Annotated in this window: 29 protein-coding genes, 1 rRNA gene and 1 riboswitch; of the genes, 15 read left to right on the top strand and 15 right to left on the bottom strand. The window is 37.5% G+C overall.

All coding sequences use genetic code 11. The annotated features are described in order from the left end of the window. Positions 1–124: ribosomal RNA gene (locus M3225_RS22895) — 16S ribosomal RNA — on the bottom strand; the annotation flags it as partial. A 355-nt stretch (positions 125–479) separates the two neighbouring features. On the opposite strand from M3225_RS22895, the gene M3225_RS22890 reads away from it, so the two are divergent. The 3 genes from M3225_RS22890 to M3225_RS22880 all read left to right on the top strand — a co-directional run bounded on the left by M3225_RS22890 (position 480) and on the right by M3225_RS22880 (position 3,302). After that, entirely contained in the window at positions 480–674 is a 195-nt protein-coding gene (locus M3225_RS22890; RefSeq protein WP_251397777.1) for a hypothetical protein, read from the top strand. Between the two features lie 244 nt (positions 675–918). Then, complete coding sequence (locus tag M3225_RS22885; protein ID WP_251397774.1) at positions 919–2,505, top strand: AMP-binding protein; 1,587 nt, start codon at positions 919–921, stop codon at positions 2,503–2,505. Positions 2,506–2,624: 119 nt separating this feature from the next. Continuing rightward, on the top strand, positions 2,625–3,302 hold the full coding sequence (locus M3225_RS22880; RefSeq protein WP_013059577.1) for an MgtC/SapB family protein: 678 nt from the start codon (positions 2,625–2,627) through the stop codon (positions 3,300–3,302). Positions 3,303–3,328: 26 nt separating this feature from the next. Here the strand turns inward: M3225_RS22880 and M3225_RS22875 are convergent, their stop codons facing one another. From M3225_RS22875 to M3225_RS22845, 7 genes are all read right to left on the bottom strand, one after another. Further along, positions 3,329–3,937 carry an NAD(P)-binding protein gene (locus tag M3225_RS22875; RefSeq protein WP_251397771.1) on the bottom strand — a complete coding sequence of 203 codons (609 nt, stop codon included), beginning with the start codon at positions 3,935–3,937 and terminating at the stop codon, positions 3,329–3,331. After that, positions 3,918–4,685 (bottom strand): sirohydrochlorin chelatase, encoded by a 768-nt coding sequence (locus M3225_RS22870; RefSeq protein WP_251397768.1) that lies wholly within the window; start codon positions 4,683–4,685, stop codon positions 3,918–3,920. The genes M3225_RS22875 and M3225_RS22870 overlap by 20 nt, the downstream gene beginning before the upstream one ends. Positions 4,686–4,698: 13 nt before the next feature. Then, positions 4,699–5,478, bottom strand: a complete 780-nt coding sequence (gene cobA / locus M3225_RS22865) for a uroporphyrinogen-III C-methyltransferase (protein WP_251397765.1) — start codon at positions 5,476–5,478, stop codon at positions 4,699–4,701. A 91-nt stretch (positions 5,479–5,569) separates the two neighbouring features. Then, the gene (gene cysC, locus M3225_RS22860; RefSeq protein ID WP_014457932.1) at positions 5,570–6,169 is read right to left on the bottom strand and encodes an adenylyl-sulfate kinase; all 600 of its coding nucleotides are present in this window, start codon (positions 6,167–6,169) and stop codon (positions 5,570–5,572) included. 12 nt (positions 6,170–6,181) lie between these two features. Beyond that, entirely contained in the window at positions 6,182–7,333 is a 1,152-nt protein-coding gene (sat, locus tag M3225_RS22855; protein WP_013059582.1) for a sulfate adenylyltransferase, read from the bottom strand. Positions 7,334–7,385: 52 nt separating this feature from the next. Next, positions 7,386–8,465 carry an inorganic phosphate transporter gene (locus M3225_RS22850; protein ID WP_251397748.1) on the bottom strand — a complete coding sequence of 360 codons (1,080 nt, stop codon included), beginning with the start codon at positions 8,463–8,465 and terminating at the stop codon, positions 7,386–7,388. A gap of 19 nt (positions 8,466–8,484) precedes the next feature. Next, positions 8,485–9,198, bottom strand: a complete 714-nt coding sequence (locus M3225_RS22845) for a phosphoadenylyl-sulfate reductase (protein WP_251397745.1) — start codon at positions 9,196–9,198, stop codon at positions 8,485–8,487. Between the two features lie 253 nt (positions 9,199–9,451). Then, positions 9,452–9,554: riboswitch (SAM riboswitch) on the bottom strand. Positions 9,555–9,867: 313 nt separating this feature from the next. On the opposite strand from M3225_RS22845, the gene cdaS reads away from it, so the two are divergent. The 3 genes from cdaS (at position 9,868) to M3225_RS22830 (ending at position 11,830) form a co-directional block, all read left to right on the top strand. After that, positions 9,868–10,494, top strand: coding sequence for a sporulation-specific diadenylate cyclase CdaS (gene cdaS / locus M3225_RS22840; protein WP_251397728.1), 627 nt, complete (start codon positions 9,868–9,870; stop codon positions 10,492–10,494). A 97-nt stretch (positions 10,495–10,591) separates the two neighbouring features. Beyond that, complete coding sequence (locus tag M3225_RS22835) at positions 10,592–10,975, top strand: VOC family protein (protein ID WP_060745800.1); 384 nt, start codon at positions 10,592–10,594, stop codon at positions 10,973–10,975. A 66-nt stretch (positions 10,976–11,041) separates the two neighbouring features. Further along, on the top strand, positions 11,042–11,830 hold the full coding sequence (locus M3225_RS22830; protein ID WP_251397714.1) for a potassium channel family protein: 789 nt from the start codon (positions 11,042–11,044) through the stop codon (positions 11,828–11,830). A gap of 9 nt (positions 11,831–11,839) precedes the next feature. On the opposite strand, the gene M3225_RS22825 is transcribed toward M3225_RS22830, so the two are convergent. The 3 genes from M3225_RS22825 to M3225_RS22815 all read right to left on the bottom strand — a co-directional run bounded on the left by M3225_RS22825 (position 11,840) and on the right by M3225_RS22815 (position 14,188). After that, a complete protein-coding gene (locus M3225_RS22825; RefSeq protein ID WP_251397700.1) occupies positions 11,840–12,244 on the bottom strand; it encodes a YugN-like family protein in 405 nt (134 codons plus the stop codon). A 100-nt stretch (positions 12,245–12,344) separates the two neighbouring features. Then, on the bottom strand, positions 12,345–13,694 hold the full coding sequence (locus tag M3225_RS22820; RefSeq protein WP_013059589.1) for a glucose-6-phosphate isomerase: 1,350 nt from the start codon (positions 13,692–13,694) through the stop codon (positions 12,345–12,347). A gap of 245 nt (positions 13,695–13,939) precedes the next feature. Beyond that, on the bottom strand, positions 13,940–14,188 hold the full coding sequence (locus M3225_RS22815) for a hypothetical protein (RefSeq protein ID WP_251397686.1): 249 nt from the start codon (positions 14,186–14,188) through the stop codon (positions 13,940–13,942). Positions 14,189–14,402: 214 nt separating this feature from the next. Between M3225_RS22815 and M3225_RS22810 the strand changes: the two genes are divergently transcribed. The 7 genes from M3225_RS22810 to mnhG are packed head-to-tail and all read left to right on the top strand — an operon-like array spanning position 14,403 to position 20,157. Then, the gene (locus M3225_RS22810) at positions 14,403–16,808 is read left to right on the top strand and encodes a Na+/H+ antiporter subunit A (protein ID WP_251397683.1); all 2,406 of its coding nucleotides are present in this window, start codon (positions 14,403–14,405) and stop codon (positions 16,806–16,808) included. Further along, positions 16,805–17,227: a Na(+)/H(+) antiporter subunit B gene (locus M3225_RS22805; protein WP_251397656.1), complete on the top strand. Its 423-nt coding sequence runs from the start codon at positions 16,805–16,807 to the stop codon at positions 17,225–17,227. The genes M3225_RS22810 and M3225_RS22805 overlap by 4 nt, the downstream gene beginning before the upstream one ends. After that, positions 17,227–17,556, top strand: a complete 330-nt coding sequence (locus M3225_RS22800; RefSeq protein ID WP_251397653.1) for a Na(+)/H(+) antiporter subunit C — start codon at positions 17,227–17,229, stop codon at positions 17,554–17,556. The genes M3225_RS22805 and M3225_RS22800 overlap by 1 nt, the downstream gene beginning before the upstream one ends. Before the next feature lie 2 nt (positions 17,557–17,558). Further along, entirely contained in the window at positions 17,559–19,043 is a 1,485-nt protein-coding gene (locus M3225_RS22795) for a Na+/H+ antiporter subunit D (protein WP_251397640.1), read from the top strand. A 6-nt stretch (positions 19,044–19,049) separates the two neighbouring features. Then, positions 19,050–19,526 (top strand): Na+/H+ antiporter subunit E, encoded by a 477-nt coding sequence (locus tag M3225_RS22790; RefSeq protein WP_013059594.1) that lies wholly within the window; start codon positions 19,050–19,052, stop codon positions 19,524–19,526. Continuing rightward, positions 19,527–19,811, top strand: a complete 285-nt coding sequence (locus M3225_RS22785) for a Na(+)/H(+) antiporter subunit F1 (protein ID WP_251397630.1) — start codon at positions 19,527–19,529, stop codon at positions 19,809–19,811. Continuing rightward, a complete protein-coding gene (gene mnhG / locus M3225_RS22780) occupies positions 19,795–20,157 on the top strand; it encodes a monovalent cation/H(+) antiporter subunit G (protein WP_251397877.1) in 363 nt (120 codons plus the stop codon). The genes M3225_RS22785 and mnhG overlap by 17 nt, the downstream gene beginning before the upstream one ends. Before the next feature lie 43 nt (positions 20,158–20,200). On the opposite strand, the gene M3225_RS22775 is transcribed toward mnhG, so the two are convergent. Next, positions 20,201–21,364 carry an iron-containing alcohol dehydrogenase gene (locus tag M3225_RS22775; RefSeq protein ID WP_251397613.1) on the bottom strand — a complete coding sequence of 388 codons (1,164 nt, stop codon included), beginning with the start codon at positions 21,362–21,364 and terminating at the stop codon, positions 20,201–20,203. Positions 21,365–21,585: 221 nt separating this feature from the next. Between M3225_RS22775 and M3225_RS22770 the strand changes: the two genes are divergently transcribed. Continuing rightward, the gene (locus M3225_RS22770; RefSeq protein WP_013059598.1) at positions 21,586–21,816 is read left to right on the top strand and encodes a DUF378 domain-containing protein; all 231 of its coding nucleotides are present in this window, start codon (positions 21,586–21,588) and stop codon (positions 21,814–21,816) included. A 36-nt stretch (positions 21,817–21,852) separates the two neighbouring features. On the opposite strand, the gene yugI is transcribed toward M3225_RS22770, so the two are convergent. The 3 genes from yugI to M3225_RS22755 form a co-directional block, all read right to left on the bottom strand. Further along, positions 21,853–22,254: a S1 domain-containing post-transcriptional regulator GSP13 gene (gene yugI / locus M3225_RS22765; RefSeq protein WP_013059599.1), complete on the bottom strand. Its 402-nt coding sequence runs from the start codon at positions 22,252–22,254 to the stop codon at positions 21,853–21,855. Positions 22,255–22,461: 207 nt separating this feature from the next. Continuing rightward, a complete protein-coding gene (locus M3225_RS22760) occupies positions 22,462–23,622 on the bottom strand; it encodes an aminotransferase (RefSeq protein WP_251397597.1) in 1,161 nt (386 codons plus the stop codon). Then, positions 23,622–24,122: an Lrp/AsnC family transcriptional regulator gene (locus tag M3225_RS22755; RefSeq protein WP_013059601.1), complete on the bottom strand. Its 501-nt coding sequence runs from the start codon at positions 24,120–24,122 to the stop codon at positions 23,622–23,624. The genes M3225_RS22760 and M3225_RS22755 overlap by 1 nt, the downstream gene beginning before the upstream one ends. A 158-nt stretch (positions 24,123–24,280) precedes the next feature. On the opposite strand from M3225_RS22755, the gene M3225_RS22750 reads away from it, so the two are divergent. Next, entirely contained in the window at positions 24,281–25,129 is an 849-nt protein-coding gene (locus tag M3225_RS22750; protein WP_251397555.1) for an alpha/beta fold hydrolase, read from the top strand. The last annotated feature ends 80 nt before the right edge of the window (positions 25,130–25,209 follow it).

The raw sequence follows: 25,209 nt of genomic DNA, 5'->3' as shown, positions 1-25,209 counted from the left end.
CACGTGTTACTCACCCGTCCGCCGCTAACGTCATAGAAGCAAGCTTCTAATCAGTTCGCTCGACTTGCATGTATTAGGCACGCCGCCAGCGTTCATCCTGAGCCAGGATCAAACTCTCCGAAGAAATATTTGACTTGCTCAATTTAAAAAAATAAAAATTAACGTTGACGTTTGTCGCTTTGTTCAGTTTTCAAAGTTCAACCGCCGCCCTTAAGCGACTTTACTATCATAACAAGTTGCAACCTAGTTGTCAACAAGTTTTTTTATTTGTTTATCACTTCGATATTTGCTTTAGCAGTTCATCTTAGCGACATTTAATAATATATCACACCTTCTTTTATTGTGCAATAGTTTTTTAATATATTTTCAAAAACTATTTTCTTGCAAATGAAACGTTAGCCAATTAATAGATACTAGCATATCTAGATCCACACTAGCATAATGTCTATTAAATCATCATCCGCCAAGGAGGCGTTCACTTGGATACCTTAATTGCAGCTGCACTTTATTTGTCTTTTTGTATGTCTATTCTCTTAATTTCACTTGCTTATTGGGAATCAATTCAAATGTCTAATAAAGAAGGCAAAGTCAACGGCGTTTCATTTATTTCACTTTCAGCATTCAGCATGATTTTTTGTTTGTTTACCTCATATTTTTATACAATTCTTTATTAACATGATGTTACGTTGTCTTCTTATAAAAAGGAGACATTTCTTTATTTTATTACAATATTCGCATTCGGTATACTTACTTATTGAAATCAATACGATAAACTCAGTTACTCCCCTTCTTCATATTTACAGTAGAAAGTGAAGGAATTTGTCGAATGATTTTTTAGAACACTTTCTTTAAATTTGATAAACTACTTTTAGAAAACGCTTTCATATGTACTTTAACATTATTCAAGGAGGAAACCAAATGAAACCATTGCTTGAATTAACGGTTGGAGAACTTTTAAAAGAAAGTACAAAAAAGTTTGGGCATCAAGAAGCGGTTATCTACTCTGAACAAAATATTCGCTATACGTACGCAGAGTTTTATAAAGAAACCTCTCGAGTTGCAAAGGCACTTCTAGCCACCGGTCTCAAAAAAGGCGACCATATCGCTATCTGGGCTACCAATGTGCCGGAATGGTTGCTTCTTCAATTCGCAGCGGCTAGAATAGGCGCTGTTTTGGTTACCCTTAATACAAGTTATCAATCCTCTGAGTTAGAGTATGTATTGAGTCATTCTGATACAACAGCGCTATTTTTCATTGATGAATTTAAAAGCACTTCTTATACGTCTATTATCACCGGTATTGAACATAATCTTCCCAAACTAAAACATCTTATAAACTTAAGTGGATCAAGCGAACATACATCTTGGAACGAGTTTTTAATGAGTAGCTTAATGGTATCAAATGAGGTTCTCGATAAGCATGAACAATCCCTACATACCCATGAAGTTATCAATATGCAATATACTTCCGGAACAACAGGTTTTCCAAAAGGAGTTATGCTAAGTCACCATAATATAGTAAATAACGGCTTTTTAGTTGCTCAGTCTATGAAACTGACTAACGAAGACCGTTTATGCATCCCAGTTCCTTTCTTTCATTGTTTTGGATGTGTGCTGGGTGTTCTAGCATGCGTATCTGTAGGTGCTACTATGCTACCGATTATTGAATTTCAGCCTGCCTCTGTTTTACGCACCGTAGAGAAAGAAAAATGTACAGCTCTTCACGGTGTACCAACTATGTTTATTTCGGAATTAAATGCACTTGATTTTAAACAATATGATTTATCTACTCTTCGCACAGGAATCATGGCTGGTTCTAATTGTCCAGCGGAAGTAATGAAGCGAGTTATAAATGAAATGGGCATTACCGAAATTACCATCGCCTATGGTCAAACCGAAACATCTCCTGTAATCACCCAAACAACTCCAACAGATTCTATCGAGCGGCGAGTACAAACGGTTGGCAAAGTTCATAATCATGTACAGATTCAAATTATTAATCCAGTTACAGGTAAACAAGCTTCTTTTGGAGAACAAGGAGAACTTTGTGCAAAAGGATATTTAACAATGAAAGGGTATTATAAAATGCCGGAAGAAACAGAAAAAACAATTGTAGAAGGCTGGCTACATACAGGAGATTTAGCTACCATCGATAAAGATGGCTATGTAAAAATTTCAGGACGCCTAAAAGATATGATTATTAGAGGCGGAGAAAATATTTACCCAAGAGAAATTGAAGAGTTTTTATATAGAATACCCGAGGTAGAAGATGTGCAAATTGTCGGTATTCCTGATCCAAAGTATGGAGAACGAGTTGCTGCATGCATTAAACTCAAGCAAAATTCTTTTCTTACCGCTCAAGAAATCAAAGACTTTTGCAAAGGTAAGCTTGCTCATTTCAAAATTCCCGAACATATTTATTTTATAGACGACTTTCCAATGACGGCATCCGGTAAGATTCAAAAATATAAATTAAAAGAAGAGATCGTAGCGCTTTATAAATAATCAGATTTTTTTGAATTTCACCTGTCATTATGAAGAAAAGTTTACTATACTGATACATATCTGTTTTTCTTCTTTCATACAGATATAAACAACAATGTCTATTGAAATAGGTGAAAATAATGGAAAATGAAATGTTGCTCAAATTAGGTATTTCCGCTGTACTTGGTCTTATTATTGGAATTGAAAGGGAACTAAAACGAAAGCCTGTTGGTTTAAAAACATCTCTCGTAATTTCCATTATTAGCTGTTTACTCACGATTGTTTCGATTGAGTCTTCTCAAATTTTTAATAAAGGTGATCATATCACAATGGACCCGCTTCGTCTGGCTGCTCAAATTGTTTCTGGAATTGGTTTTTTAGGAGCGGGTGTCATTTTACGAAAAGAAAATGACAGCATCTCCGGGCTTACAACAGCGGCTATTATCTGGGGGGCAGCAGGTATAGGCATTGCTGTAGGCGCAGGGTTTTATCCTGAAGCTATTACCGGAGTTGTACTGCTCATCATCAGCGTTGAACTTCTCCCCTTCCTTATTACTATTCTAGGGCCTAGGCAACTGCGTGAGAAAGAGCTTATTCTTCAACTCAAGCTGGCTGATAAGCACAATATCTTTGATACAACTAACAGCATTAGGGAAAAGAATATTACGATAAAAAATATTCGAATCAAAGATTTAGACACCAATGAATTATATATACGTATGAAAGTGTCAGTTAATAACCAGCGCCCTACTACAGAAGTGTATTACGAGATTCAAAAAATCAGCGGTATTCGTAGCATTGAAGTTGAAAATGTATAAATAAAAAACGGCCAATTGGCCGTTTTTTATTTATACATTTCAATCTGTTGTAAAAATTCCCTCTGTTTTACTAGAGACAGCCGGTATTGATCATCGATAATTTCTGTTAATAACTCATGTTTACGGCTCTTTGACACATTCAATCTGTGGATAAGAACTCTGCATTCATACAAAAACTGTGTATACTGTGTGTAACTCTCATCATAATTTGAAGATAAGTCTTCTTTAATTCGTTTTGTCAACAAAGGACTAGCGCCATCTGTGGATATTGCTAGCGATAATCTCCCTCTAGAAAACTGTGCAGGAATTTGAATATTTCCATCAGAAAAACTGCTGGCCATATTAACCAACTGATCATTTTTAATATGCCGCTTAACAAACTTATTCACAGCTTTATCATTTGTAGCTACAACAATAAAAAAAACATTCAGTAAGTCTTCTTCCTCTACTTTTTTTCTTTTTACACGTAGCTGATCTTTAGCTTCCCACTCATTTATTTCAGCTGAAACAGTTGGAGCAACCACTGTAATGGCTGCTCCTTCTTGTAAAAAACCTTTAATTCTACGAGTTGCGATTGTTCCGCCTCCAACTACTAAGACCGAACGATCCTTTAAATCAAGCATAACGGTATACATCGTATTGATTTCCTTTACTCAATAATAACGTTTTTACTTGATGACTTAAAATGTGTGCAAGTCCATCATGATAACCTAGGTAGTTGGCTAAGATAAACTGCTGGTCATCTGTTGATAACTGCTCCAATTCTTCCTTAATTTCGTTCATTAAAATACCGGTAAACAAAAGGTAAGGAAGAACGAATACTTGCTTATACGAAGTTCGTTTAGCAAGGTGTAGGCCTTCTTTTAAATTAGGTGCAGCGGCAGCTAAATAGCATGTGCTCACTTCTTTAAAAGCTCCTTTACCTTTTAGCAGTTGAGCTATTTCGTTAAAATCTTTTTTTACAGCAGGATCACTGCTTCCTCTGCCGACCAACAATACCATCGAATCTTCTTGCTTATCCACATTGGTTTCATTGATTCTCTCTACCAAGATATCAACAATTCGTTCGTCCACGCCGAACGGTTCTCCGTACAGCACTTCTACCTGTGGATAACGTTCATACACTTGGTGTATTTCTTCGGGTATATCATGCTTTGCATGCGCAGCTGTTAATAACAGAAGAGGCACAATTGCAATACGAGTAGCACCTTGTTCAATACATGCTTCAAATCCTTGTTCAATAGTAGGGGAAGCTAGTTCTAGGAAACAAACTTCTTGAATCGGTACATCTAGATTTTTTTTACATCTTTCAATAAAAGCAACTGCCTGATCAGCGCCTTCTTTTACGCGGCTGCCATGGCAAACATATAAAACTGCATCCATATAATCAACCTCTTTAGTAAGCTTCTTGTGCATACGAATAGTAATGCTGTCCAGTCTTCTCAAACCAATTTAATCGGTCATGAAAATTTACAACTTCACCAACGATAATCATACTTGGATTTTCAATTTGTTTTTCTTTAACAATATCAACAATTGTACCAAGAGTTCCAGTTACAGTGCGCTGGTCCGCACATGTTCCCCAGTGAATCAATGCAATTGGCGTAGCTGAAGTTTTTCCATGTTTCATTAACTGTTGGCAAATGTACGGTAAGTTCCGCACCCCCATATAAATTGCAAGAGTATCTACACCTTTGGCTAGGCTATCCCATTTGATTGCATCATGCTCACTGTCTTTACGATGGCCTGCTACAAAAGCAAAGCTTGCGCTGTATTCCCGGTGAGTGACAGGGATTCCTGCATAAGCAGCGGCTGCGATACCTGATGTAATTCCTGGAACAATTTCAAATGAAATGCCCTGTTGCACGAGAGCTTCTGCTTCTTCCCCTCCGCGTCCGAATACAAATGGATCTCCGCCTTTTAAGCGCGTTACAATTTTTCCTTTTTTAGCGAATTTCACTAAAAAGTTGTTGATTGTTTCTTGCTTGAGAGTATGGTAGTTCGGAAGCTTTCCGCAGTAAATGATATCTGCATCACTTTTAGCATACTCCAGCAGGTCCTTATTCACTAAACGATCATATAAGATAACATCTGCTTGCTGAATTGCTTTCAACCCTTTTAATGTAATTAAATCTGGATCTCCTGGTCCTGCACCGACTAGATATACTTTCCCCATGAATGCCTTTCACCCTTCCATCATTTCCACGTCTCCGCAGTGCTCCCACATTTTAATTTGAATTAGAACAGCGGACAAAGTCCGCTGTCATTTAGATAAATTTTCGGTTAGCTAAATATTCAATAACAGTTTGTACACATTCTTCTACAGACTGTGTGCTTGTATTAATTGTTAATTCAGGGTTAGCCGGTGACTCATACGGAGAATCAATTCCTGTAAAATCACGGATTTCTCCACTTCTTGCTTTTTTGTAAAGGCCTTTTGGATCTCTTTTTTCACATTCTTCTAACGGACACTCCACGTATACTTCCAAAAATTCATTCCCCTCTAAGATCTCACGCACTTGAGCGCGATCCTCTTGGAATGGAGAAATAAATGCTGTTAGTACCACTTGACCGCTGTCTACAAATAGCTTAGAAACCTCACCGATACGGCGAATATTTTCTGTACGATCTTCAGCAGAAAACCCTAGATTCTTATTTAAGCCGAAACGAACATTGTCACCATCTAATACATAGTTGCGAATATTTTTATCAAAAAGCGCTTTTGCCACTGCGTTTGCTACGGTAGATTTACCTGAACCCGAAAGACCTGTAAACCATAATACAAAACTGTGATGATTATTTTGCTCGCGTCTTTCCTCTTTTGTAATTCCAGCATCATGCCACGTAATGTTTGTTGATTTGCTCACTTCAACCGCTCCTTATTTTGAAGATACTTTTTGTTTTGCTAATCCTTTAATTAACACTTCAATTACTTCTTTACGACTGAATGTGCTTGGTGGCACTTCTCCGTTACGAAGCATTTCACGTACCTTTGTTCCAGATAGAATCATATGATCTTCCTTGCTGTGAGGGCATGTTTTCGTTGATGCCATCGCTTCACACTTCTTGCAGTAGAAGCTGTGTTCAAAGAATAAAGGTGTAATTCCTAATTCATCTGCTGTAAAGTTACTGAAGATTTTTTGTGCATCATATGTTCCATAGTAGTCACCAACACCAGCGTGGTCACGGCCTACAATGAAATGCGTGCATCCAAAGTTTTTTCGAACCATTGCATGGAAAATAGCTTCTCTAGGTCCAGCATAGCGCATCGCAGCAGGGAAAACTGCTAAAGCTACACGATCGCTAGGATAATAGTTCTCTAAAAGTACTTCATAACTTTCCATACGGATATCTGCTGGGATGTCGTCTGACTTTGTTTCTCCTACAAGAGGATTTAAGAACAGGCCGTCTACAATTTCTAATGCCGTTTTTTGAATATATTCGTGCGCACGGTGAACAGGATTACGAGTTTGGAATCCAACAACCGTTTTCCAACCGCGTTCTTCAAATGCTGCTCTTGTTTCAGTTGGATCTAGGTAATACTTTTCAAAACGCGTTTTAGGTGTACGTTCTACAAGTACGATTGGACCTGCTACGTATACATTTGGGCGTTCCATCATTTTTTTCACGCCAGGATGAGCAAGTTCTGCTGTGCGGTACACGTTTTCTGCTTCCTTTTCTTTATTTGGCGTATATACTTCAGAAACTTCTAAAACACCATACGTTACGCCGTTTTGAACAAGTTTTACTTTGTCGCCAATGTTTAATTCTTTAGCTTGCTCTTCTGTTACAGGAAGAGTGATAGGAATACTCCATACTGTTCCATCTGCTAGACGCATATTTTCAACAACTGATTGATAATCTTTTTCTCCTAAAAACCCTGTAATTGGGCTGTAAGCACCAATTCCAATTAGTTCTAAGTCACTTAGAGCCATGTTATCTACTTCGATTTCTTTTGTTAGTGAAGTGTAGTCATATGTTGGTTGATATAAATTAATTAATTCTCCACCGTGTGCTTGAATTGTTGTCATTTTGTAAAATCCTCCTTAAATAATTAACACAATATAATAAAAAGCACTTGAATTAAGCAGTCATTTTTTCTTTTTCCGACTGCAAGCTTGCTCTTTTTCTTCTAGTCGTTCTAGCTAAGCTTAGAATACCTGCTGTGGCAATACATCCGCTAGCTAGCACCATAAATGAATATAAGTCGCTTTCAAGTACTAATTTCACAAGAACATATGAGATTACGAGTGAAAATACAGGCGATACCACCCAAACCTTCAACATTTGAATAACCACTTCGCGCTGTTCTTTCGTAAATCCCGTTTTCGCTGCGCCTATTCCAATAATAGAAGACGTAGTAACCTGTGTAAGAGGTACTGGTAAACCAAACAATGAAGCGACTGTGACAAGAGAAGCACCAGTACCTGAGATAATACACCCTTCTCCTACAGAATAGCGAGTAATTTTTTTTCCGTTTGTTTCAATAACTCGGCCGCCTAGTAAAAGAGCTCCGAGCGCGACCGCCAACCCTCCTGATACAACACCCGTTTTAGCATCCATTAATCCAGCTCCTACTAGAGGACCGACAGCATTTGCCACGTTGTTCATTCCAGCTGAGAAAGCTTCAAAGAATCCCGTCACTATAACTAAAATCGTTAAAACTCTTTTCCACTTTCCCTCTGCTTCTTTTTTATGCGCTCTGCGCTTTATCACTTTTCCAATCAAAAAAGCAATCACAAATGAAACTAGCGGAACAATAATCCAAAAAGACATGACAACTAAAAGTTTTTCCACATACAAAGATTGATAAGCTACTCCTACTCCAACAACTGAGCCAACTGTTACTTCACTTGTTGATAGAGGGATACCAATCAAATTCGCGAAAAAGAGTGACAGCGTTGCAGCAGCCAGAATGATAATAACTAACTCTACTGACAGTAATTTTTCAGGTATGATACCTGAACTGATGGTTTTCACCACCTCACCGCCTCCGGTAATGGCTCCAAGCACAATACCTATAGCACAGATGAACAGGGCCACTCTTCGCTTTTTAATCGCACCGGAGCCGTATGAAACGCCCATAGCAGCTGCTGCACCGCTTGCCCCAATATTCATTGCAAAAAAAAGTGCAATGATAAAGGCAACATATAAAAGCATCATTTATTCAGCTCTTTCGTATTTAAGATTCGTGTAATCCGCACTCAACTTTTTGCGTACCTGCCCATCTTCCTGAACGTAAATCGTCTACATTGTAGGCAGGTGCGGTACAAGGCTCACAGCCGATACTTGGGTAGCCTTGATCATGAAGTTTGTTATATGGCAAATCATGCTTATACACATAGCGCCAAATTTCCTTCCAAGACCAATGAATTAACGGACAAACTTTAACTTTCTTGAATTTCTCATCTTTATTAAAATAATTCGTGTTGGCACGAGACTCAGACTGCTCGCGTCTCAAACCAGAAATCCACGCATCATAAGGAGCAAGAGATTCTCTTAATGGGATGATTTTTCGAATTTGACAGCATAGGTTAGGCTGACTCTTCCAAAGCTCATCTCCATGTTTTTCAGCTTGTTCTGCAAGAGTTAAATCCGGTTTTTTCATATGAATACGTAAATCAGGGAAGCGTTCTTTAATTGCATCAATCACTTCATATGTTTCTTTAAAATGAACGCCTGTATCTAAAAAGACAATTTCAGCATCTTTTTTCACTTTTGAAATTAAATCAATTAACACGATTCCTTCGATCCCAAAGCTTGATGCATAGATAATTGAATCTCCGTAGGTATCATACGCCCACTGCAATGCTGAAAGGGCTCCTTTTGTTTCATCTTCACTGTCGAACTCTGGAAATGTATCGCTCCAGTTTTCGTACGTATATAAATCTGCCATTTTCTTCACTCCAATTCTTAGTTATCCGCGTTATCCAATAAAAAAAGACGGTTTTACCCACTAGAATTGGATAAAACCGCCTCTAGTGTGTCTAGTCAGCGAAACTATTTAATTCTTACTTTGCTTCGACGTGTTCAAAGATTTGTTTTAAGTCGGGGTTACAGTCATTGGTGTCCCTCCTTAAATTATTGCTTGCGCTATATCAAAATAAAAAGTCTTCCATATTGAAAGACTGGGTAGGCAATAAATTTTCACCTTATCTTTCAAAATGATACACACTTTGCTGGAATTAGCACCTTGCTAAGCAGGTTGCCGGGGTTCAGCGGGCCAGATCCCTCCACCACTCTTGATAAGCATTTTTTAAAAATTTTAGCATATTTAGAATATTTGTCAACATTAAAAATCATATATCCGATAAGAAAACTATACTTTAAATTCACAGAAATATCTATACTTTTATTTAAAACAACATATGTAAATTTAACCCAAATGTGAACATATCAGTTTATGAAACGCTTTCTTTTTTCTCCAACTTTTTATATTCTCTTGCTAAATAAAACACAAAATAAATCTCTCTATAAAATTAATAAGGGATTTGTAAGCTTTACGGATAATTCACCCCCATTAGCACACATTACAGATAACACTGACAGATAGGAGCTGTATAAGATGGAGAGACCACCCTTTCAATTAGACGATACAATTAAAAATAACGTGCGAACATATTTACAGCAGATTTCAACTGAAGCCTCTAATTTAATTAAACATTTAGACACGAGTGATCATTGTATCCTATGTGATTTTGAGGAGATGAGAAGGTTATTTCAAGATGTTCAAGCTACGGCCGCCTCTTATTACTTGCGTCATTACTTATCGCCTTATACATTTGAATATGCTGCTCTGTCCTTAGCTATTCATAACCTTTCTGAGAAACGTCACGGCGCTTTAATTGTCATTGAACGGGAACAAAATGTAGACCCTCTTATTCAAAAAGGAATGCCTATTCAAGCTCCTGTCAGCGCTACGCTAGTTGAGACGCTGTTCTATCCAGGGACACCCTTACATGACGGAGCCGTCCTAATTAGAAACAATCAGCTTATTTCAGCTGCTAATGTTTTACCTCTCTCGTCTATTATTTCAAGGAACAAAAAATTAGGAACACGTCACCGTGCAGCCATTGGAATGTCGGAAAAATCGGATGCATTAATTTTAGTTGTATCTGAAGAAACAGGTAAAATTTCGTTTGCTCTTGATGGAAGCCTCTACCCTATTCACTCCAGCAAAAATATGATTTAAGAGCCCTTTCCTGATAAGCAGCCCTATCTTGACTTCTATATCCTTTCTCTTTAATATATTTCATAGTTTTTACATACTATAGATACGGGTGATGCATATGGCAATTTTAAAATTTGAACATGTAGGCGTTCAAGTAAAGGATATAGAAGAATCTATTGAGTTTTATACACAAAAAGTGGGATTAGAGCTCATCGAAACACTACCACATACCGATCCGTCTTTGAAACTAGCTTTTCTAGGTTTAGAAGGCAATGTAATCGTAGAGTTAATTCAAGGGTATAACTCAAGCTTACCTAACGAAGGTAAAGTTCATCATTTTGCGCTGGCAGTAGACGGAATTGAAGAGGAGTTTGAGCGTTTAAAATCAGCAGGCGTTTCATTTGTGGAAGAAAACATTGTAACTTTGCCAAATGGAGCAAGATACTTATTTTTCTATGGTCCAGACAAAGAATGGATTGAATATTACGAAGTAAAAAGATAAAGATATCTTATACCTTCAATGAAAAATGGTCATACTGTGGCTATGACTAATCACTGGAGGTTTTTTATGATGGAATGGCTATTATTTCGACTTTTTCGTCGTTCTATTTTAGTGCGGCTTCTTTTTATTATCGGCTGCCTTGTTCTACTTTTTGGCACGCTTATACATTTCCTAGAGCCGCAAACGTTTGGAAATGTGTTTGAAGGAATTTGGTGGGTTATTATTACAATCTCTACTATAGGGTACGGTGATTTCGCTCCAACCACTACGATTGGAAGATTAGCTGCAATTATTTTAGTCCTGATCGGAACGGGCTTCATTACTACTTATTTTGTCACGCTTTCTAAAATTGCTGTTTCCACTGAGAGCGCTTATTTAGAAGGAAATTTAAAATTCTATGGAAAAGACCACTTCATCGTTGTCGGGTGGAACGAGCGCGCCAAGCTAGTATTAGAATCTTATCGCGACGCATTTCATAAAGAAGAAATTGTTCTTATTGACGAATCTCTGACTAAAAACCCCATGATTTGTGATCGCGTTCATTTTATTAAAGGAAGTCCTTCTCACTATGAAGTATTAGAGCTTGCCAACGCTCGGTACGCAAAAAAAGTGCTGATTACAGCGGATCAGCATAAGGCAGAAGAATATGCAGATATGAACACTATTGTTACGCTAGTCGCTCTGCAAGGAGTGAACCCTTCTATTTACAGCATCGTTGAATTGTTAACAAAAAAGCATATTCAAAATGCGCAAAATTTGGGTGTAAATGAAATGATTAAAACAAACGAGTTAATCAGTCAGGTCATGTATGAACATATTTTTGTGAAGAAATTAGAGAGTTTAAAAAAAGAATAGTTCCTTCAATTACTGAAGCAGCGCCTCTTCTGCCTCTCTGATCAGCTCTTCTCCTAAACTGATATACTTTTCTCGAAATGAACCGTCTGCGTCTTGGGGTTCTGCAAATTGATTAAATGAAGCACTCACATTTCCATTGTGAACATTGTCATCTAGGCCAATTTGATATTTATGTGAAAGTAAAAATGGCGTACCAATCTGTACGGTTGTTCCTTTAGAATCCAGTTCCCCATTCGTAGCTGTAAACGGGATACGTAAAAACTGATAGCCGACTTCATCATCCATCTTATAGTCGAATGAACCATGGTCATAATCCCAATTTCCTCCGACGTTATACCCAAGCGGCTTAAGCGTTTTTTCTAATTCATAAAGTTTGAATAATGTCCCGTCTAATCTTGAAGATAATTCAATCATGTTATTCCTCCTCTGTTTTAACATGTCCTTTTTCCAGCATTTTATCCTTTATCTCAAAAGCAAAAAAGTTCACCTTCTAACAAGAAGGTGAACTTTTTATTTATTTCAAACGCTTTTCTAATTCTGCTTTTTTCTCTTCAAAACCAGGTTTCCCAAGAAGAGCAAACATATTTACTTTATATGCTTCTACTCCAGGCTGATCGAATGGATTTACTCCTAATAAATAGCCGCTGATTGCGCATGCTTTTTCGAAGAAATATACAACATATCCGAATGTATACTCATCTAACGCAGGAATGTTCACAACTAAGTTTGGAACGCCTCCATCTGTGTGCGCTAGCATTGTACCTTGGAACGCTTTTTTATTTACAAAGTCAACTGTTTCACCAGCTAAGTAATTTAATCCATCTAAGTCCGCTGCATCTTCTTCAATTGTTAGCTCATGACGAGAATCTTGAACTTGTACAATTGTTTCAAAAATATCGCGACGACCTTCTTGTACATATTGACCTAAAGAATGAAGATCCGTTGAGAAGTTAGCAGATGAAGGATAAATACCTTTTTGGTCTTTTCCTTCACTTTCACCAAATAACTGTTTCCACCACTCAGCAAAATATTGAAGAGCTGGCTCATAGTTAATCAGCATTTCAATTGTTTTTCCTTTATTATAAAGAACATTACGAGCTACAGCATATTGATAAGCTGGGTTCTCTTCTAGCTCTGATGATGAGAATGCTTCTTGAGCATCAGCTGCCCCTTTCATCATTTGTTCGATATCAAGACCTGCAGCAGCAATTGGTAATAAGCCAACCGCTGTTAATACTGAATAACGGCCGCCTACATCATCTGGAATAACAAATGTTTCATAGCCTTCTTCGTCCGCTAATGTTTTTAATGCGCCGCGTGCTTTATCTGTTGTTGCATAAATACGCTTGCGTGCTTCTTCTTTGCCGTATTTCTCTTCTAATAATTTACGGAAGATACGGAAAGCAATCGCCGGTTCTGTTGTTGTACCAGATTTTGAAATAACATTAATAGAGAAATCTTTATCTTGTAAAACATCCATTAAGTCTTTCATGTATGTTGAGCTGATGTTGTTACCAGCAAAAATAACTTGCGGAGTTTTACGCTGTTCTTTTGATAATGTGTTATAGAATGAATGCTGAAGCATTTCAATAGCAGCACGAGCACCTAAGTAAGATCCTCCAATACCGATAACAATTAATACATCTGAGTCAGATTTAATTTTTTCTGCACTTTTTTGAATGCGTGCAAATTCTTCTTTGTCATACTCCGTAGGAAGGTCTACCCATCCTAAAAAGTCGTTCCCAGCACCTGTTTTCTCATGAATTGAATGGTGAGCTACTTTCACGGCATCACGTAAGTATGTAAGTTCATGTTCACCAAAAAATGATAACGCGTTTGAATAATCAAAACGAACATGTGTCATAGTCTGTTCCTCCATTAAAATATCTTTATTTTTCACTTTATCGAAACTGTTAGCTGAATTCAAGTGAATCCACTTACAATTTGACACAATCATTATAGTTTGTTGAAACTGCAATCATTGTATGTACCCTTTTATTTAACGATAAATTCAGTTATGAAGTCAACTAATGTTCTTTGATTACAGAACGTAATGCATGCACCATTACGCAAATAATAAGCAAATAAAAAACGACTAAAGAGTGGTCTTCAATCGTTTTTTATTTGCTTATCGGGTGGTGCAATATAGTTCATTTCACCTATCTTTACATATTGTCTCGGTTTATAAGAGGCTTTTAACAGAGAAGAGTCTATTGATATGGAATTTTCAGCTTGGTTTTTAGAAGTGATTAGCATCCTGTTTTCTTCTTTCATTTCCAAGTGATTATTCAGCACAAATCCGCTCATACATAATGCGGTAAAAATGAGAAAACTGATGGCTATTTGTTTTCTATACATTTCCATCACCTCACTCTTAGAGTGACAATTTTGAATGATTTTTATACGCCTAAAAAAATTTTTTTATGTTTTTTTTATGGATTTTGTGACGAGTTTCTATTTATTTAATAAGGTTTGAAAAATCCGCTGATACTAAGAAATAGCATGGATGCATGCATAATTAAATTATTATATAATCGGTTACAGAATTGAATATCACAAGGAGGTTTGTCTTTTGTCCTGGTTGCACTTGGTGATTTTATCGCCTTTTTTATTAGCCTTTGTTGTCCCGCTTCTGTATAGGAAATTCCAGCGTATTCATACAGGGTGGTTCGTTCTACCTCTTCCGCTTGTGTTGTTCATTTATTTCACACAATATATTAGTGGTGTTTCTAAGGGGGAAACATATCTACATTCGATGAAATGGATACCTAGTCTTGGCATTAACTTTGATGCTTATGTGGATGGACTTGGTCTTCTATTTTCTCTATTAATCACCGGAATTGGGACACTTGTTATTCTTTACTCCATTTATTATCTTTCTAAGACAAAAGAAGCACTGCATTCGTTTTATGTCTATTTGCTTCTTTTTATGGGTTCTATGCTAGGAGTTGTATTATCAGACAATTTAATGAACCTTTACAGCTTTTGGGAATTAACAAGCCTTTCATCTTTTTTATTGATTGGTTATTGGTACAAACGAGAGAAATCTCAATACGGAGCCTTAAAATCTATGCTCATTACCGTATTCGGAGGACTTTCCCTATTAGCAGGAATTGTGCTTTTATACGTTATGACAGGTACTTTCAGCATACGCGAAATTATCTCAAACGTAGATGTAGTCACATCAAGTCATCTATTCATTCCAGCTCTAGTCCTCATTTTATTAGGGGCCTTTACAAAATCTGCTCAGTTTCCTTTTCATATTTGGCTGCCAGATGCAATGGAAGCTCCAACCCCAGTCAGTGCATACCTTCATTCAGCTACAATGGTAAAAGCGGGAATTTATCTTTTAGCAAGACTCAGCCCTGTTTTTGCTATAAGCGCCACTTGGTTTTTTGTTATTTCAATCGTAGGACTAATTACACTGTTTTGGGGCTCGTTTTCAGCAGTAAAACAACAAGACTTGAAAGGGATTTTAGCTTTTTCAACAATTAGTCAGCTTGGGATGATTATGTCACTTATAGGAGTAGGTAGCGCAGCTATTCACTATGATTTTTTAGACGATAATATCTACTTAGTGGCTCTTACTGCAGCGGTTTTCCATTTGATTAACCACGCTACCTTCAAAGGCAGTTTGTTTATGGTAGTAGGCATCGTCGATCATGAAACAGGCACGCGTGACATTAGAAAGTTAGGCGGGTTAATGAGCTTCATGCCTGTAACATTTACCATGGCTATCATCGGCGGATTTTCAATGGCAGGTCTTCCTCCCTTTAACGGATTTTTAAGTAAAGAGATGTTTTTTACAGGCATGGTAAACGTGACAAAAATGGATATGTATAGCATGCAGACGTGGGGAATTTTGCTGCCTATCACCGCTTGGGTGGGAAGTATTTTCACTTTCGTCTATAGTATGATTCTTGTCTTTAAAACCTTTACAGGCAAATACCAGCCCGAAAAGTTGGAGAAGAAGCCGCATGAAGCACCAGTAGGCATGCTTATTTCACCTGTTATTTTAGCATCACTGGTTGTTATTTTTGGCTTTGCTCCTAATTTATTAGAATCAATCCTTATTGAGCCAACAATGGCGTCTATCGCACCTAGCCTGCTAGCTGAAGGTAAAGAATATCAAGTGCATATTAAATTTTGGCACGGATTTACGCCAGAATTATTTATGACGCTAGGGGTCATCACATTTGGTATTTTGTTATTTATGACGCTTCAAAAGTGGTCAAAAATTTATACACGATTTCCTTCTTCTTTAACGCTTAATAACGGATATAATTATGGAATTAAAGGGATGGAAAAAGGCTCAACACGTATAATGAAAACATTAATGACAGGATTTATTAGGGACTATCTTTTAATCATTTTTACTTTTATAGGCATTTTAATTCTCGTGACGCTCTTTTCTCAGAATGCCTTTGCTATTGATCTAAAAGATACTGTTTCTATCGGCGTTTATGAAGCCATACTAGCAGTTGTAATGGTTGCGGCTACTATTACAACTTTATTGGCAAAATCACGCCTCACAGCAATTATTTCGCTGGGAGTTGTTGGGTATACGCTTTCTTTATTTTTCGTATTATTCCGTGCTCCTGACTTAGCTTTGACTCAATTAGTTATTGAAACTGTATCAGTATCACTGTTTTTACTATGTTTCTACTACTTGCCGGAGTTTCGGAAACGAAAAGTAAGGGTGAAGTTTCAACTGCCAAACTTATTGGTTGCTCTTCTTGTAGGAACGACCGTTACATTGCTTGGCATATCAGCAAACAGTACGAAACTGTTTGAATCCATTTCACATTACTTTATTGAAAACAGTTATGAAAAAGCAGGCGGCGAAAACATGGTGAACGTTATCCTTGTTGACTTCCGCGGATTTGATACATTATTTGAAATTACCGTACTTTGTATAGCAGCTCTTGCTATCTATGGTATGATTCGTCTTCGGTTAACAAAGGAGGAAGAAGAGTGAAAAAAAATGATTTGATTTTACAAACAACAACGAAAGTAGTCACGTTCATTATTATCATTTTTGCCATTCATCTCTTCTTTGCAGGTCATTATACACCTGGAGGAGGGTTTGTTGGGGGACTTACTACCTCAGCTGCCCTTGTATTACTACTGCTGGCTTTCGATATAAAAACCGTATCGAAAGTCATCCCACTTGATTATAAGAAAGTTGCGGCTTCCGGATTGCTGCTAGCGATTTTAACGGGGCTGGGGTCATTTATTTTCAAAGTTCCATTTCTAACTCACACGTACAGCTATTTTAACCTTCCTCTTCTCGGGAAAACATCTTTAGCTACAGTGGTACTATTTGATTTAGGCGTATATCTAGTAGTTGTTGGTGTTACAATGACCATTATTCAAACGATTGGAGAGAGTGAATAGTGGAAATATTAATGTCCATAGTGGCGGGAATTCTATTCACTGCCGCTGTATATCTCATGTTATCCCGCAGTTTACTGCGAATTATTATTGGAACAGGCTTATTAAGCCACGGTGTTCACCTATTGATTTTAACGATGGGCGGATTAAAAGGGGGAAGCGTTCCCCTTCTAGGAGAAAAGGCTTCTTCTTATACAGATCCTTTACCTCAAGCACTAATTTTAACTGCCATTGTCATAAGCTTTGGCGTCACTTCTTTTTTTCTTGTACTAGCTTACAGGGCTTATCAAGAACTCGGAACAGACGATATGGACAAGTTAAGGGGGAAATGAACATGACGAGTAATCTTGTAATCATCCCACTGCTTATCCCGTTTGTTGTAGGTGTTGTGCTCATTTTTTTCAAAGACAATATTAAACTTCAAAGGATAGTCAGTGTTTTATCATTAATCACCACCACCGTTTTTGCTGCATATTTAGTACAGTTGGTTCAATCAAAAGGTGTTTTAACTCACGAGCTTGGGAACTGGAAACCTCCTTTTGGAATTATTCTAGTAGCGGACATGTTTGCTTCCCTTCTCGTACTTGCTGCTAGTATCGTAACACTATGCTGCGTTCTTTTTGCTTTTCATACAATTGGCGAAAGACGTGAACGTTTTTACTTTTATTCGTTTGTGCAGTTTTTATTAGTAGGCGTATTTGGCGCCTTCTTAACAGGTGATATCTTTAACTTATTTGTCTTTTTTGAAGTCATGCTTATGTCTTCGTACGCTCTTATTGTAATTGGCGGTACAAAAGCACAGCTTCGAGAGTCTCTTAAGTATATTTTAGTCAATGTAATTTCATCCGCTTTGTTTGTAATTGCTGTTGCTTATTTGTACGCCGTAACAGGAACTCTCAACATGGCAGACCTTTCACAACGAATTGCAGAGGCTAACCAGCCAGGAATTTTAACAACCATTGGGATGCTTTTATTTATTGTATTTGCATTAAAAGCAGCTTTATTTCCAATGTATTTTTGGCTTCCAGGTTCGTACAGTGCGCCTCCACCCGTTATTATCGGATTGTTTGGTGCTTTGCTAACAAAAGTAGGAGTTTATTCTATTTTCAGGACTTTCACTTTAATGTTTTATCACCATCCTGAATTCACTCATCAAATTATCGGTTACGTTGCGCTTTTGACTATCGTTGTTGGGGCAGTAGGCGCCATTGCTTATTCGGATGTTAATAAAATTTTAATTTATAACATTATTATTGCTGTAGGAGTAATTGTCTACGGTGTGACTTTAACAACAAAAGCGGGTTTTGAAGGAGCCATTTATTATTTAATTCACGACATGATTATTAAAGCAACTCTATTCCTTCTTGCTGGAAGCATCATTCGAATAACTGGAACAACAAAATTAAAGAAAATGGGTGGGTTAATTAAAGATTATCCGCTGCTTGGCTGGATGTTTTTTATCGCTACTATTTCGTTGGCAGGAATACCTCCCCTAAGCGGCTTTATTGGAAAATTCCTTTTAGTTCAAGGCGGCTTAGAATCAGAGAGCTACACGTTTGTAGCGGTTTTACTAGTTTCAAGCCTGCTCGTTTTATATTCTGCCATTAAGATTTTCATGAGCTGCTTCTGGGGTGAACCTAAGCTTTCTTCTGAGCAGGAAAAAGTATCCCTTAAATGCATACTATACCCATCGGCTATCTTACTTGCTGTTTCTGTCTTTTTAGGACTAGGTGCAGAAGCTGTTATTCCTTATGTGTCAACAGCCGCTCAAACGCTTATGGATCCTTCAATTTATATCCAATCGGTGTTAAAGGAGTAGATCTGCATGTCATTTCAACTATTATTAAACGTGATCATTGCATTCACATGGATGTTTTTGAGAGGGATTTGGACACTACCTTCTTTTATTATAGGATTTTTCTGGGGAGCGGTACTGCTGTTTGTTTTCCGCCGTTTTTTTCACAGACGTTTTTACTTGCATAAAGTGTATGCGATTATTAAGCTACTGTTTATTTTCATACGAGAATTATTCAAAGCCAATATTGCAGTTACTAAAGACGTATTACGTCCTAAATTAAATATTCAGCCAGCCATCTTTGCAATGCCAACCCGACTGGAGAGCGAATGGGAAATTACCATTCTTTCTCTTTTAATTACGCTAACGCCGGGCACACTGGTGATGGATGTGTCAGATGATAATTCTACTATTTATATTCATGCAATCAATACAGACGATATTGATGACATTATTACAGATATTCAGCAAACATTCGAAAAAGCTATTATGGAGGTGAGTCGTTAAATGCTCGATATTTTTCTAAACGTTTCGCTCCTTCTCATTTCTGCTTCAACTATTGGGTTTGTTTATCGAGTTGTAAAAGGTCCGTCAACTGCTGATCGAGCAATGGCCCTTGATGCTATTGGTATTAACATCATTGCCATCACGGCTATCATCTCGATTATTTTTCGAACCCAGGCTTTTTTCGAAGTAATTTTACTGCTAGGCATCATAGCCTTTGTAGGTACCGTTGCTTTTTCTAAGTTTTTAGAGAAAGGAGAAGTGATTGAATATGAACGTGATCAGTGAAATCGTTGTAGGAGCTTTGGTACTAATAGGGGCTCTTCTAACAGTTGTGACCATGATTGGGCTTATTCGCTTGCCTGATACGTACACAAGAAGCCACGCTGCATCTAAAAGTGCTACCTTAGGCGTCCTATTTATATTAGTGGGCTGCTTACTCTACTTTTGGATTGACACTGGCCACATTAGTGCACGGTTAATTTTAGCGATTGTATTTGTGTTTATCACCTCTCCTATTGCTGGACATTTACTAGGAAGAGCGGCTTATTACAGCGGAGTTCCTCTTTCTGATAAGACCGTTCGGGATGATTTGAAAACAAAACAGCAGAAAAAGCTTACCCATCATGAATAAAAAAAACGCCGTGCGGTTTGCACGGCATTTTTTATCGAGAACATTATAAAGAAGCGCGTAGGATTGCTAGTACATCTTCTTTGTTTAATTTTTTAAATTTACCAAATTCACCTTTAGCCATCGCACGATCAGCCATAAGATCTAATTTGTCTTCACCAATATCATAATCAGCTAAGCGAGTTGGTGCACCTAGGCTTGACCAGAACTCACGAAGCTTATCAACACCTTCAAGTGCTACTTCTTTATCTGTCTTGCCTTCCGTGTCTACGTTAAATACGCGTACAGCTACTTGCTTGAAGCGATCTACGTTCTCATCCATTACGTGTTTCATCCAGTTCGGGAATAAAATTGCCAATCCACCTGCATGCGGAATGTCATATACAGCTGATACCGCATGCTCAATATTGTGAGTGGCCCAATCGCCTTGGTGTCCCATTTGTAACATACCGTTTAATGCGATTGTACCGTTGTATAAAATCGTTTCACGTAACTCGTAGTTCTCTAAGTCATTTAATAATTTTGGTCCCGTTTCAATAACCGTTTGCAGTACTCCTTCACACATGCGATCTTGAAGCGGCGTATTTGTTGTATCATGGAAATATTGTTCAAATACGTGGCTCATCATGTCCACCATACCATAAACTGTTTGATTTTTTGGTACAGTAAATGTATTAACTGGATCTAAAATAGAGAATTGAGGGAATGTTGCCGGACTGCCCCAACCGTATTTTTCTTGTGTTTCCCAATTTGTAATAACAGAACCAGCATTCATTTCTGAACCTGTTGCTGCTAACGTTAGCACTGTTCCAAATGGAAGAGCTTCAGCTGCGAATACGTCGCGGTTAATGATGTCCCATACGTCTCCATCATATTTTGCGCCTGCTGCGATTGCTTTTGTACAATCAATTACGCTTCCTCCACCTACTGCAAGTAAAAATTCAATATCGTTTTCTTTACAAATATCGATTCCTTTGCGAACAGTTGTTAGACGAGGATTCGGCTCTACTCCGGCTAACTCATGTACTTCTGCATTCATATCGTTCAGTACATCCATTACTTGGTCGTATAAACCGCTGCGTTTTACGCTTCCTCCACCGTATACTAATAATATCTTTTTACCAAAGCGACTTGCTTCTGTTTTTAATTGCTCTAATTGACCTTTACCAAAAATTAATTTTGTAGGATTATAAAATGTAAAATTCTTCACTATAAACTCCTCCTTACGAGCCTTATTACATGCATCATTATGAAGAACAACTTTTTGATTGTAAAGAAAATTGACTTCCTAGAGATTATTCCCTGTTGACTAGACGCTCACCCCACCCAAATGAACGTTTATTTGTCTGTATCTTCCAAAAGTAAATATGCATATTTCCCTCTAAAAAAAAGCAGGCTAATAAGTGAACTAAAAAATAAGGAGGGTTCATCATGAGTGGTATTCAACGTATTGCGCTCGTATTAACGATTATTGGAGCAATTAACTGGGGACTTATTGGCTTTTTTCAATTTGATTTAGTAGCAGCAATCTTCGGCGGTCAAACATCTGCTTTCTCACGCATTATTTATGGATTGGTTGGAATCGCAGGACTGATTAACCTAGGTCTATTATTTAAACCTTCTGCTGAAGTAGAGCGTACAGAACCTAGAACGGAACATTAAAAAAAGAAGGATAGCTAAGCTATCCTTCTTTTTTTCTTATTTCTTAATTAGATCTTCGCGGTTTGATTGCTCAATCCACTCTTCTAATTTTTCTTTTAATGTGTTGAATCCTTGAGTAGATTCAGTATGAACTGTTGCTTGACCTTGACGCTTTTTAGCAGGTTTTTTAGGTGCAGAAGCTTCAGTTTTTTCTGGAGCTGGCTCAGTTGCACGAATAGATAAACCAATTTTACCAGTTGACTCATCAACAGATAAAACTTTAACGTTTACTTCGTCTCCTACTGATAAATGTTCGTTAATATCTTTAACGAAGCCATGTTTTACTTCTGAGATATGAACTAATCCTTGAGTTTCTTCATTTAATGCAACGAATGCACCGTATGGTTGAATTCCTGTTACTTTACCTTTTGTAACAGTACCGATTTCAAATTTTGACATATAAACACTCCTAGATACCTTATTATTTTCACCATTATAGCCAATTTAAAATTATAGCACAGTTCATAGATTGAATCAAAAAGTAGTTATACTATATTTATTATTTACCAATTTCGTCACAAATATAAACTAACACTACATTTCATCATAGCAAAAAAGATATTATATCAAACCGTCTATACGATATGACATAATATCTTATTTTTATTATAACTTATTTTCAACAAAACGGCTAATCCGTTTTATGGATTCTTCTAATGATTCCATTGAAGAGGCGTATGAACAGCGAATATGTCCCTCTCCGCCTTTTCCAAATACATTGCCTGGTACCACGGCTACTCGCTCTTCAAGCAAAAGCTGCTCAGCAAATTCTTCTGATGACAATCCAGTTTTCTTGATAGACGGGAACACATAGAACGCTCCTCCGGGAGAATGGCATTCCAGACCAATTTGATTTAATGACTTCACCATAAAGTTCCGTCTTCTGCGATAGCTTTTTCTCATCTCTTCTACGTCATGCTGCCCATTTTGTAGTGCTTCAATTGCTCCATATTGTGCCATGGTAGGCGCACACATCATTGTATACTGATGAATTTTCAGCATTGCTTTAGCAATCTCAGTTGGTGCACATATGTACCCAAGACGCCATCCAGTCATGGCAAACCCTTTAGAAAAGCCAGAAATAATAATAGTTCGTTCTTTCATTCCTTCTAAAGAAGCAATAGATGTAAATTCTTCATCATATGTTAATTCTGCATATATTTCATCCGTGATAACAAGCAAGTCATGCTTTATTACAATATCCGCAATAGCCTGCAGCTCTTCTTTAGATAGTGAGCTTCCTGTTGGATTATTAGGAGAGCATAAAAGAAGGGCTTTCGTGTTGCTTGTAATGACTTCTTCAATCTGTCTAGGCTGTAGCTTAAACTCTGTTTCTTCCGTTGTTTCAATTGCCACAGGAACTCCTCCTGCTAGAGAAATTAACGGGCTGTAAGACACAAAGTTTGGCTCCACGACAATAATCTCATCTTCAGGGTTAATCAAAGCTCGCATTGTAATGTCTAAAGCCTGACTTCCTCCAACGGTCACAATAATATCATCTTTATAATCATACGAGACGTTAAAATTCCTTTTCATATACTTCATAATTTCAAAGCGGAGCTCTAAAAGCCCCGCATTTGCTGTATAAGAGGTATATCCTCTTTCCAACGATAAAATACTCGCTTCTCGAACAGCCCAAGATGTGACAAAATCAGGTTCACCTACTCCAAGAGAGATGACGTTATCCATACTTGCTGCTAAATCAAAAAAACGGCGAATACCTGAAGGTTTCAGCTGTTGTACAGTTGTTGACAAACGCTCTTTCATTACGGAGACACCACGATTCTGCGATCTTCATCGCCTTGGTCGTAGATGGTACCATCGTGCTTGTATTTTTTCATAATAAAGTGAGTCGTTGTAGATAAAACAGAGTCTAGTGTAGAAAGCTTTTCGGAAACAAAAAATGCTACTTCAGACATTGATTTTTCTTCAATAATAACAGACAAATCATATGCTCCTGACATTAGGTACACGGATTTCACTTCTTGAAAACGATAGATGCGCTCTGCAATCTCGTCAAAGCCTACTCCTCGCTTTGGCGCAACTTTTACATCTATCATAGCCGTGACGCCCTCATGTCCATCTACTCGTCTCCAGTTAATATCAGCTGAATATTGCACAATTACCTTTTCTCTCTCTAGCTTTTTAACAATATTAGAGGTTTCTTCAAACGTTAAATCCACCATTTTTGAAATACTATCTATTGAAATACGGCTATTTTTTTCTAGAATTTCTAAAATTTCTAACTCTTTTTCTTCTAAGAACACCGCGTTCCCCTCCTACAACGATTAAATTTTTTCACTTTTTCCATTATATCAAATTTAAACACATCTTTAATGTGAAATCTATACCGGTAATTGAGTTTCATTTTATAGATTGCTGGAAATTAGGACAGACTAGAAAGAAAAAGATGGAGTGAAACAAATTGACTGAATCTAAAATTACTTGCCACCAACGTACTTTTAATGGAGTCAATGTTTACTACGAATGCCATAACTACCACCCTGATAAACCAGCTATTGTATTTATTCACGGCTTTTTATCATCCAGTTTTAGCTTTCGGCGTTTAATTCCTTTATTTGAAGATACGTTTTCTATCATTACGCTGGATCTTCCACCATTTGGACGAAGTGAAAAATCGTTGACCTTTCAATATTCATATGAAAATTTAGCCAGAATTGTCATCGAGTTAATTGAGTATTTAAAGTTGAAAGATGTTGTACTATCGGGACACTCAATGGGAGGGCAGGTTTGTTTAAATGTAGCAAAATTAAAGCCTTCTTGCGTATCAAAACTAGTTCTCCTGTGCAGCTCAGCTTATTTAGGCCCCTCACATTATGGGTTGGTCATGTCTTCTTATGTTCCCTTCTTTTATCTGTGGGTAAAAACGTGGCTGTCTCGCAAAGGTGTACTAGGTAACTTGCAAAATGTCGTATTTGATCATAAGTTAATCGACGAAGAAATGATTGATGGCTATACTGAACCGTTTTTGGATGACCGTACATTTATGGCTTTAACAAGAATGATTCGTGATCGAGAAGGAGACCTACCATCAAAGGATTTGCAGCACATAAAAAAACCGAGTTTACTCATTTGGGGAGAAGAAGACCGAGTGGTTCCTCTACATCTCGGACGTAAGTTAAGAGATGATTTAAAAGACTCTACCTTTATATCTTTAAAGGAAATTGGACATCTTTTACCAGAAGAGTGTCCGGACATTGTGCAGTCACATATGGTCAATTTCTTGTACGGTGAAAAAGCCCTGTCTCAATAATGACGGGGCGGGTTCTTATATTTCACACGAGGCGCTAATTTTAATAAAAAGTTTGTTATTGGTGCTTCAGAAATTTTTTC

Source organism: Priestia aryabhattai (assembly GCF_023715685.1).
Classification (GTDB): Bacteria; Bacillota; Bacilli; order Bacillales; family Bacillaceae_H; genus Priestia; species Priestia aryabhattai_B.
This window is presented reverse-complemented; position numbering and strand designations above follow the sequence as displayed.

Coding starts and splice junctions, on each gene's coding strand:
- M3225_RS22830 (WP_251397714.1), top strand. CDS start 11,042: ATGATGGAATGGCTATTATTTCGACTTTTTCGTCGTTCTATTTTAGTG.
- M3225_RS22820 (WP_013059589.1), bottom strand. CDS start 13,694: ATGACACATGTTCGTTTTGATTATTCAAACGCGTTATCATTTTTTGGT.
- M3225_RS22795 (WP_251397640.1), top strand. CDS start 17,559: ATGACGAGTAATCTTGTAATCATCCCACTGCTTATCCCGTTTGTTGTA.
- M3225_RS22815 (WP_251397686.1), bottom strand. CDS start 14,188: ATGTATAGAAAACAAATAGCCATCAGTTTTCTCATTTTTACCGCATTA.
- M3225_RS22770 (WP_013059598.1), top strand. CDS start 21,586: ATGAGTGGTATTCAACGTATTGCGCTCGTATTAACGATTATTGGAGCA.
- M3225_RS22870 (WP_251397768.1), bottom strand. CDS start 4,685: ATGGATGCAGTTTTATATGTTTGCCATGGCAGCCGCGTAAAAGAAGGC.
- M3225_RS22790 (WP_013059594.1), top strand. CDS start 19,050: ATGTCATTTCAACTATTATTAAACGTGATCATTGCATTCACATGGATG.
- M3225_RS22845 (WP_251397745.1), bottom strand. CDS start 9,198: ATGGCAGATTTATATACGTACGAAAACTGGAGCGATACATTTCCAGAG.
- cdaS (WP_251397728.1), top strand. CDS start 9,868: ATGGAGAGACCACCCTTTCAATTAGACGATACAATTAAAAATAACGTG.
- M3225_RS22835 (WP_060745800.1), top strand. CDS start 10,592: ATGGCAATTTTAAAATTTGAACATGTAGGCGTTCAAGTAAAGGATATA.
- M3225_RS22785 (WP_251397630.1), top strand. CDS start 19,527: ATGCTCGATATTTTTCTAAACGTTTCGCTCCTTCTCATTTCTGCTTCA.
- M3225_RS22825 (WP_251397700.1), bottom strand. CDS start 12,244: ATGATTGAATTATCTTCAAGATTAGACGGGACATTATTCAAACTTTAT.
- mnhG (WP_251397877.1), top strand. CDS start 19,795: ATGAACGTGATCAGTGAAATCGTTGTAGGAGCTTTGGTACTAATAGGG.
- yugI (WP_013059599.1), bottom strand. CDS start 22,254: ATGTCAAAATTTGAAATCGGTACTGTTACAAAAGGTAAAGTAACAGGA.
- M3225_RS22885 (WP_251397774.1), top strand. CDS start 919: ATGAAACCATTGCTTGAATTAACGGTTGGAGAACTTTTAAAAGAAAGT.
- M3225_RS22850 (WP_251397748.1), bottom strand. CDS start 8,465: ATGATGCTTTTATATGTTGCCTTTATCATTGCACTTTTTTTTGCAATG.
- sat (WP_013059582.1), bottom strand. CDS start 7,333: ATGACAACAATTCAAGCACACGGTGGAGAATTAATTAATTTATATCAA.
- M3225_RS22875 (WP_251397771.1), bottom strand. CDS start 3,937: ATGTATACCGTTATGCTTGATTTAAAGGATCGTTCGGTCTTAGTAGTT.
- cobA (WP_251397765.1), bottom strand. CDS start 5,478: ATGGGGAAAGTATATCTAGTCGGTGCAGGACCAGGAGATCCAGATTTA.
- M3225_RS22880 (WP_013059577.1), top strand. CDS start 2,625: ATGGAAAATGAAATGTTGCTCAAATTAGGTATTTCCGCTGTACTTGGT.
- M3225_RS22760 (WP_251397597.1), bottom strand. CDS start 23,622: ATGAAAGAGCGTTTGTCAACAACTGTACAACAGCTGAAACCTTCAGGT.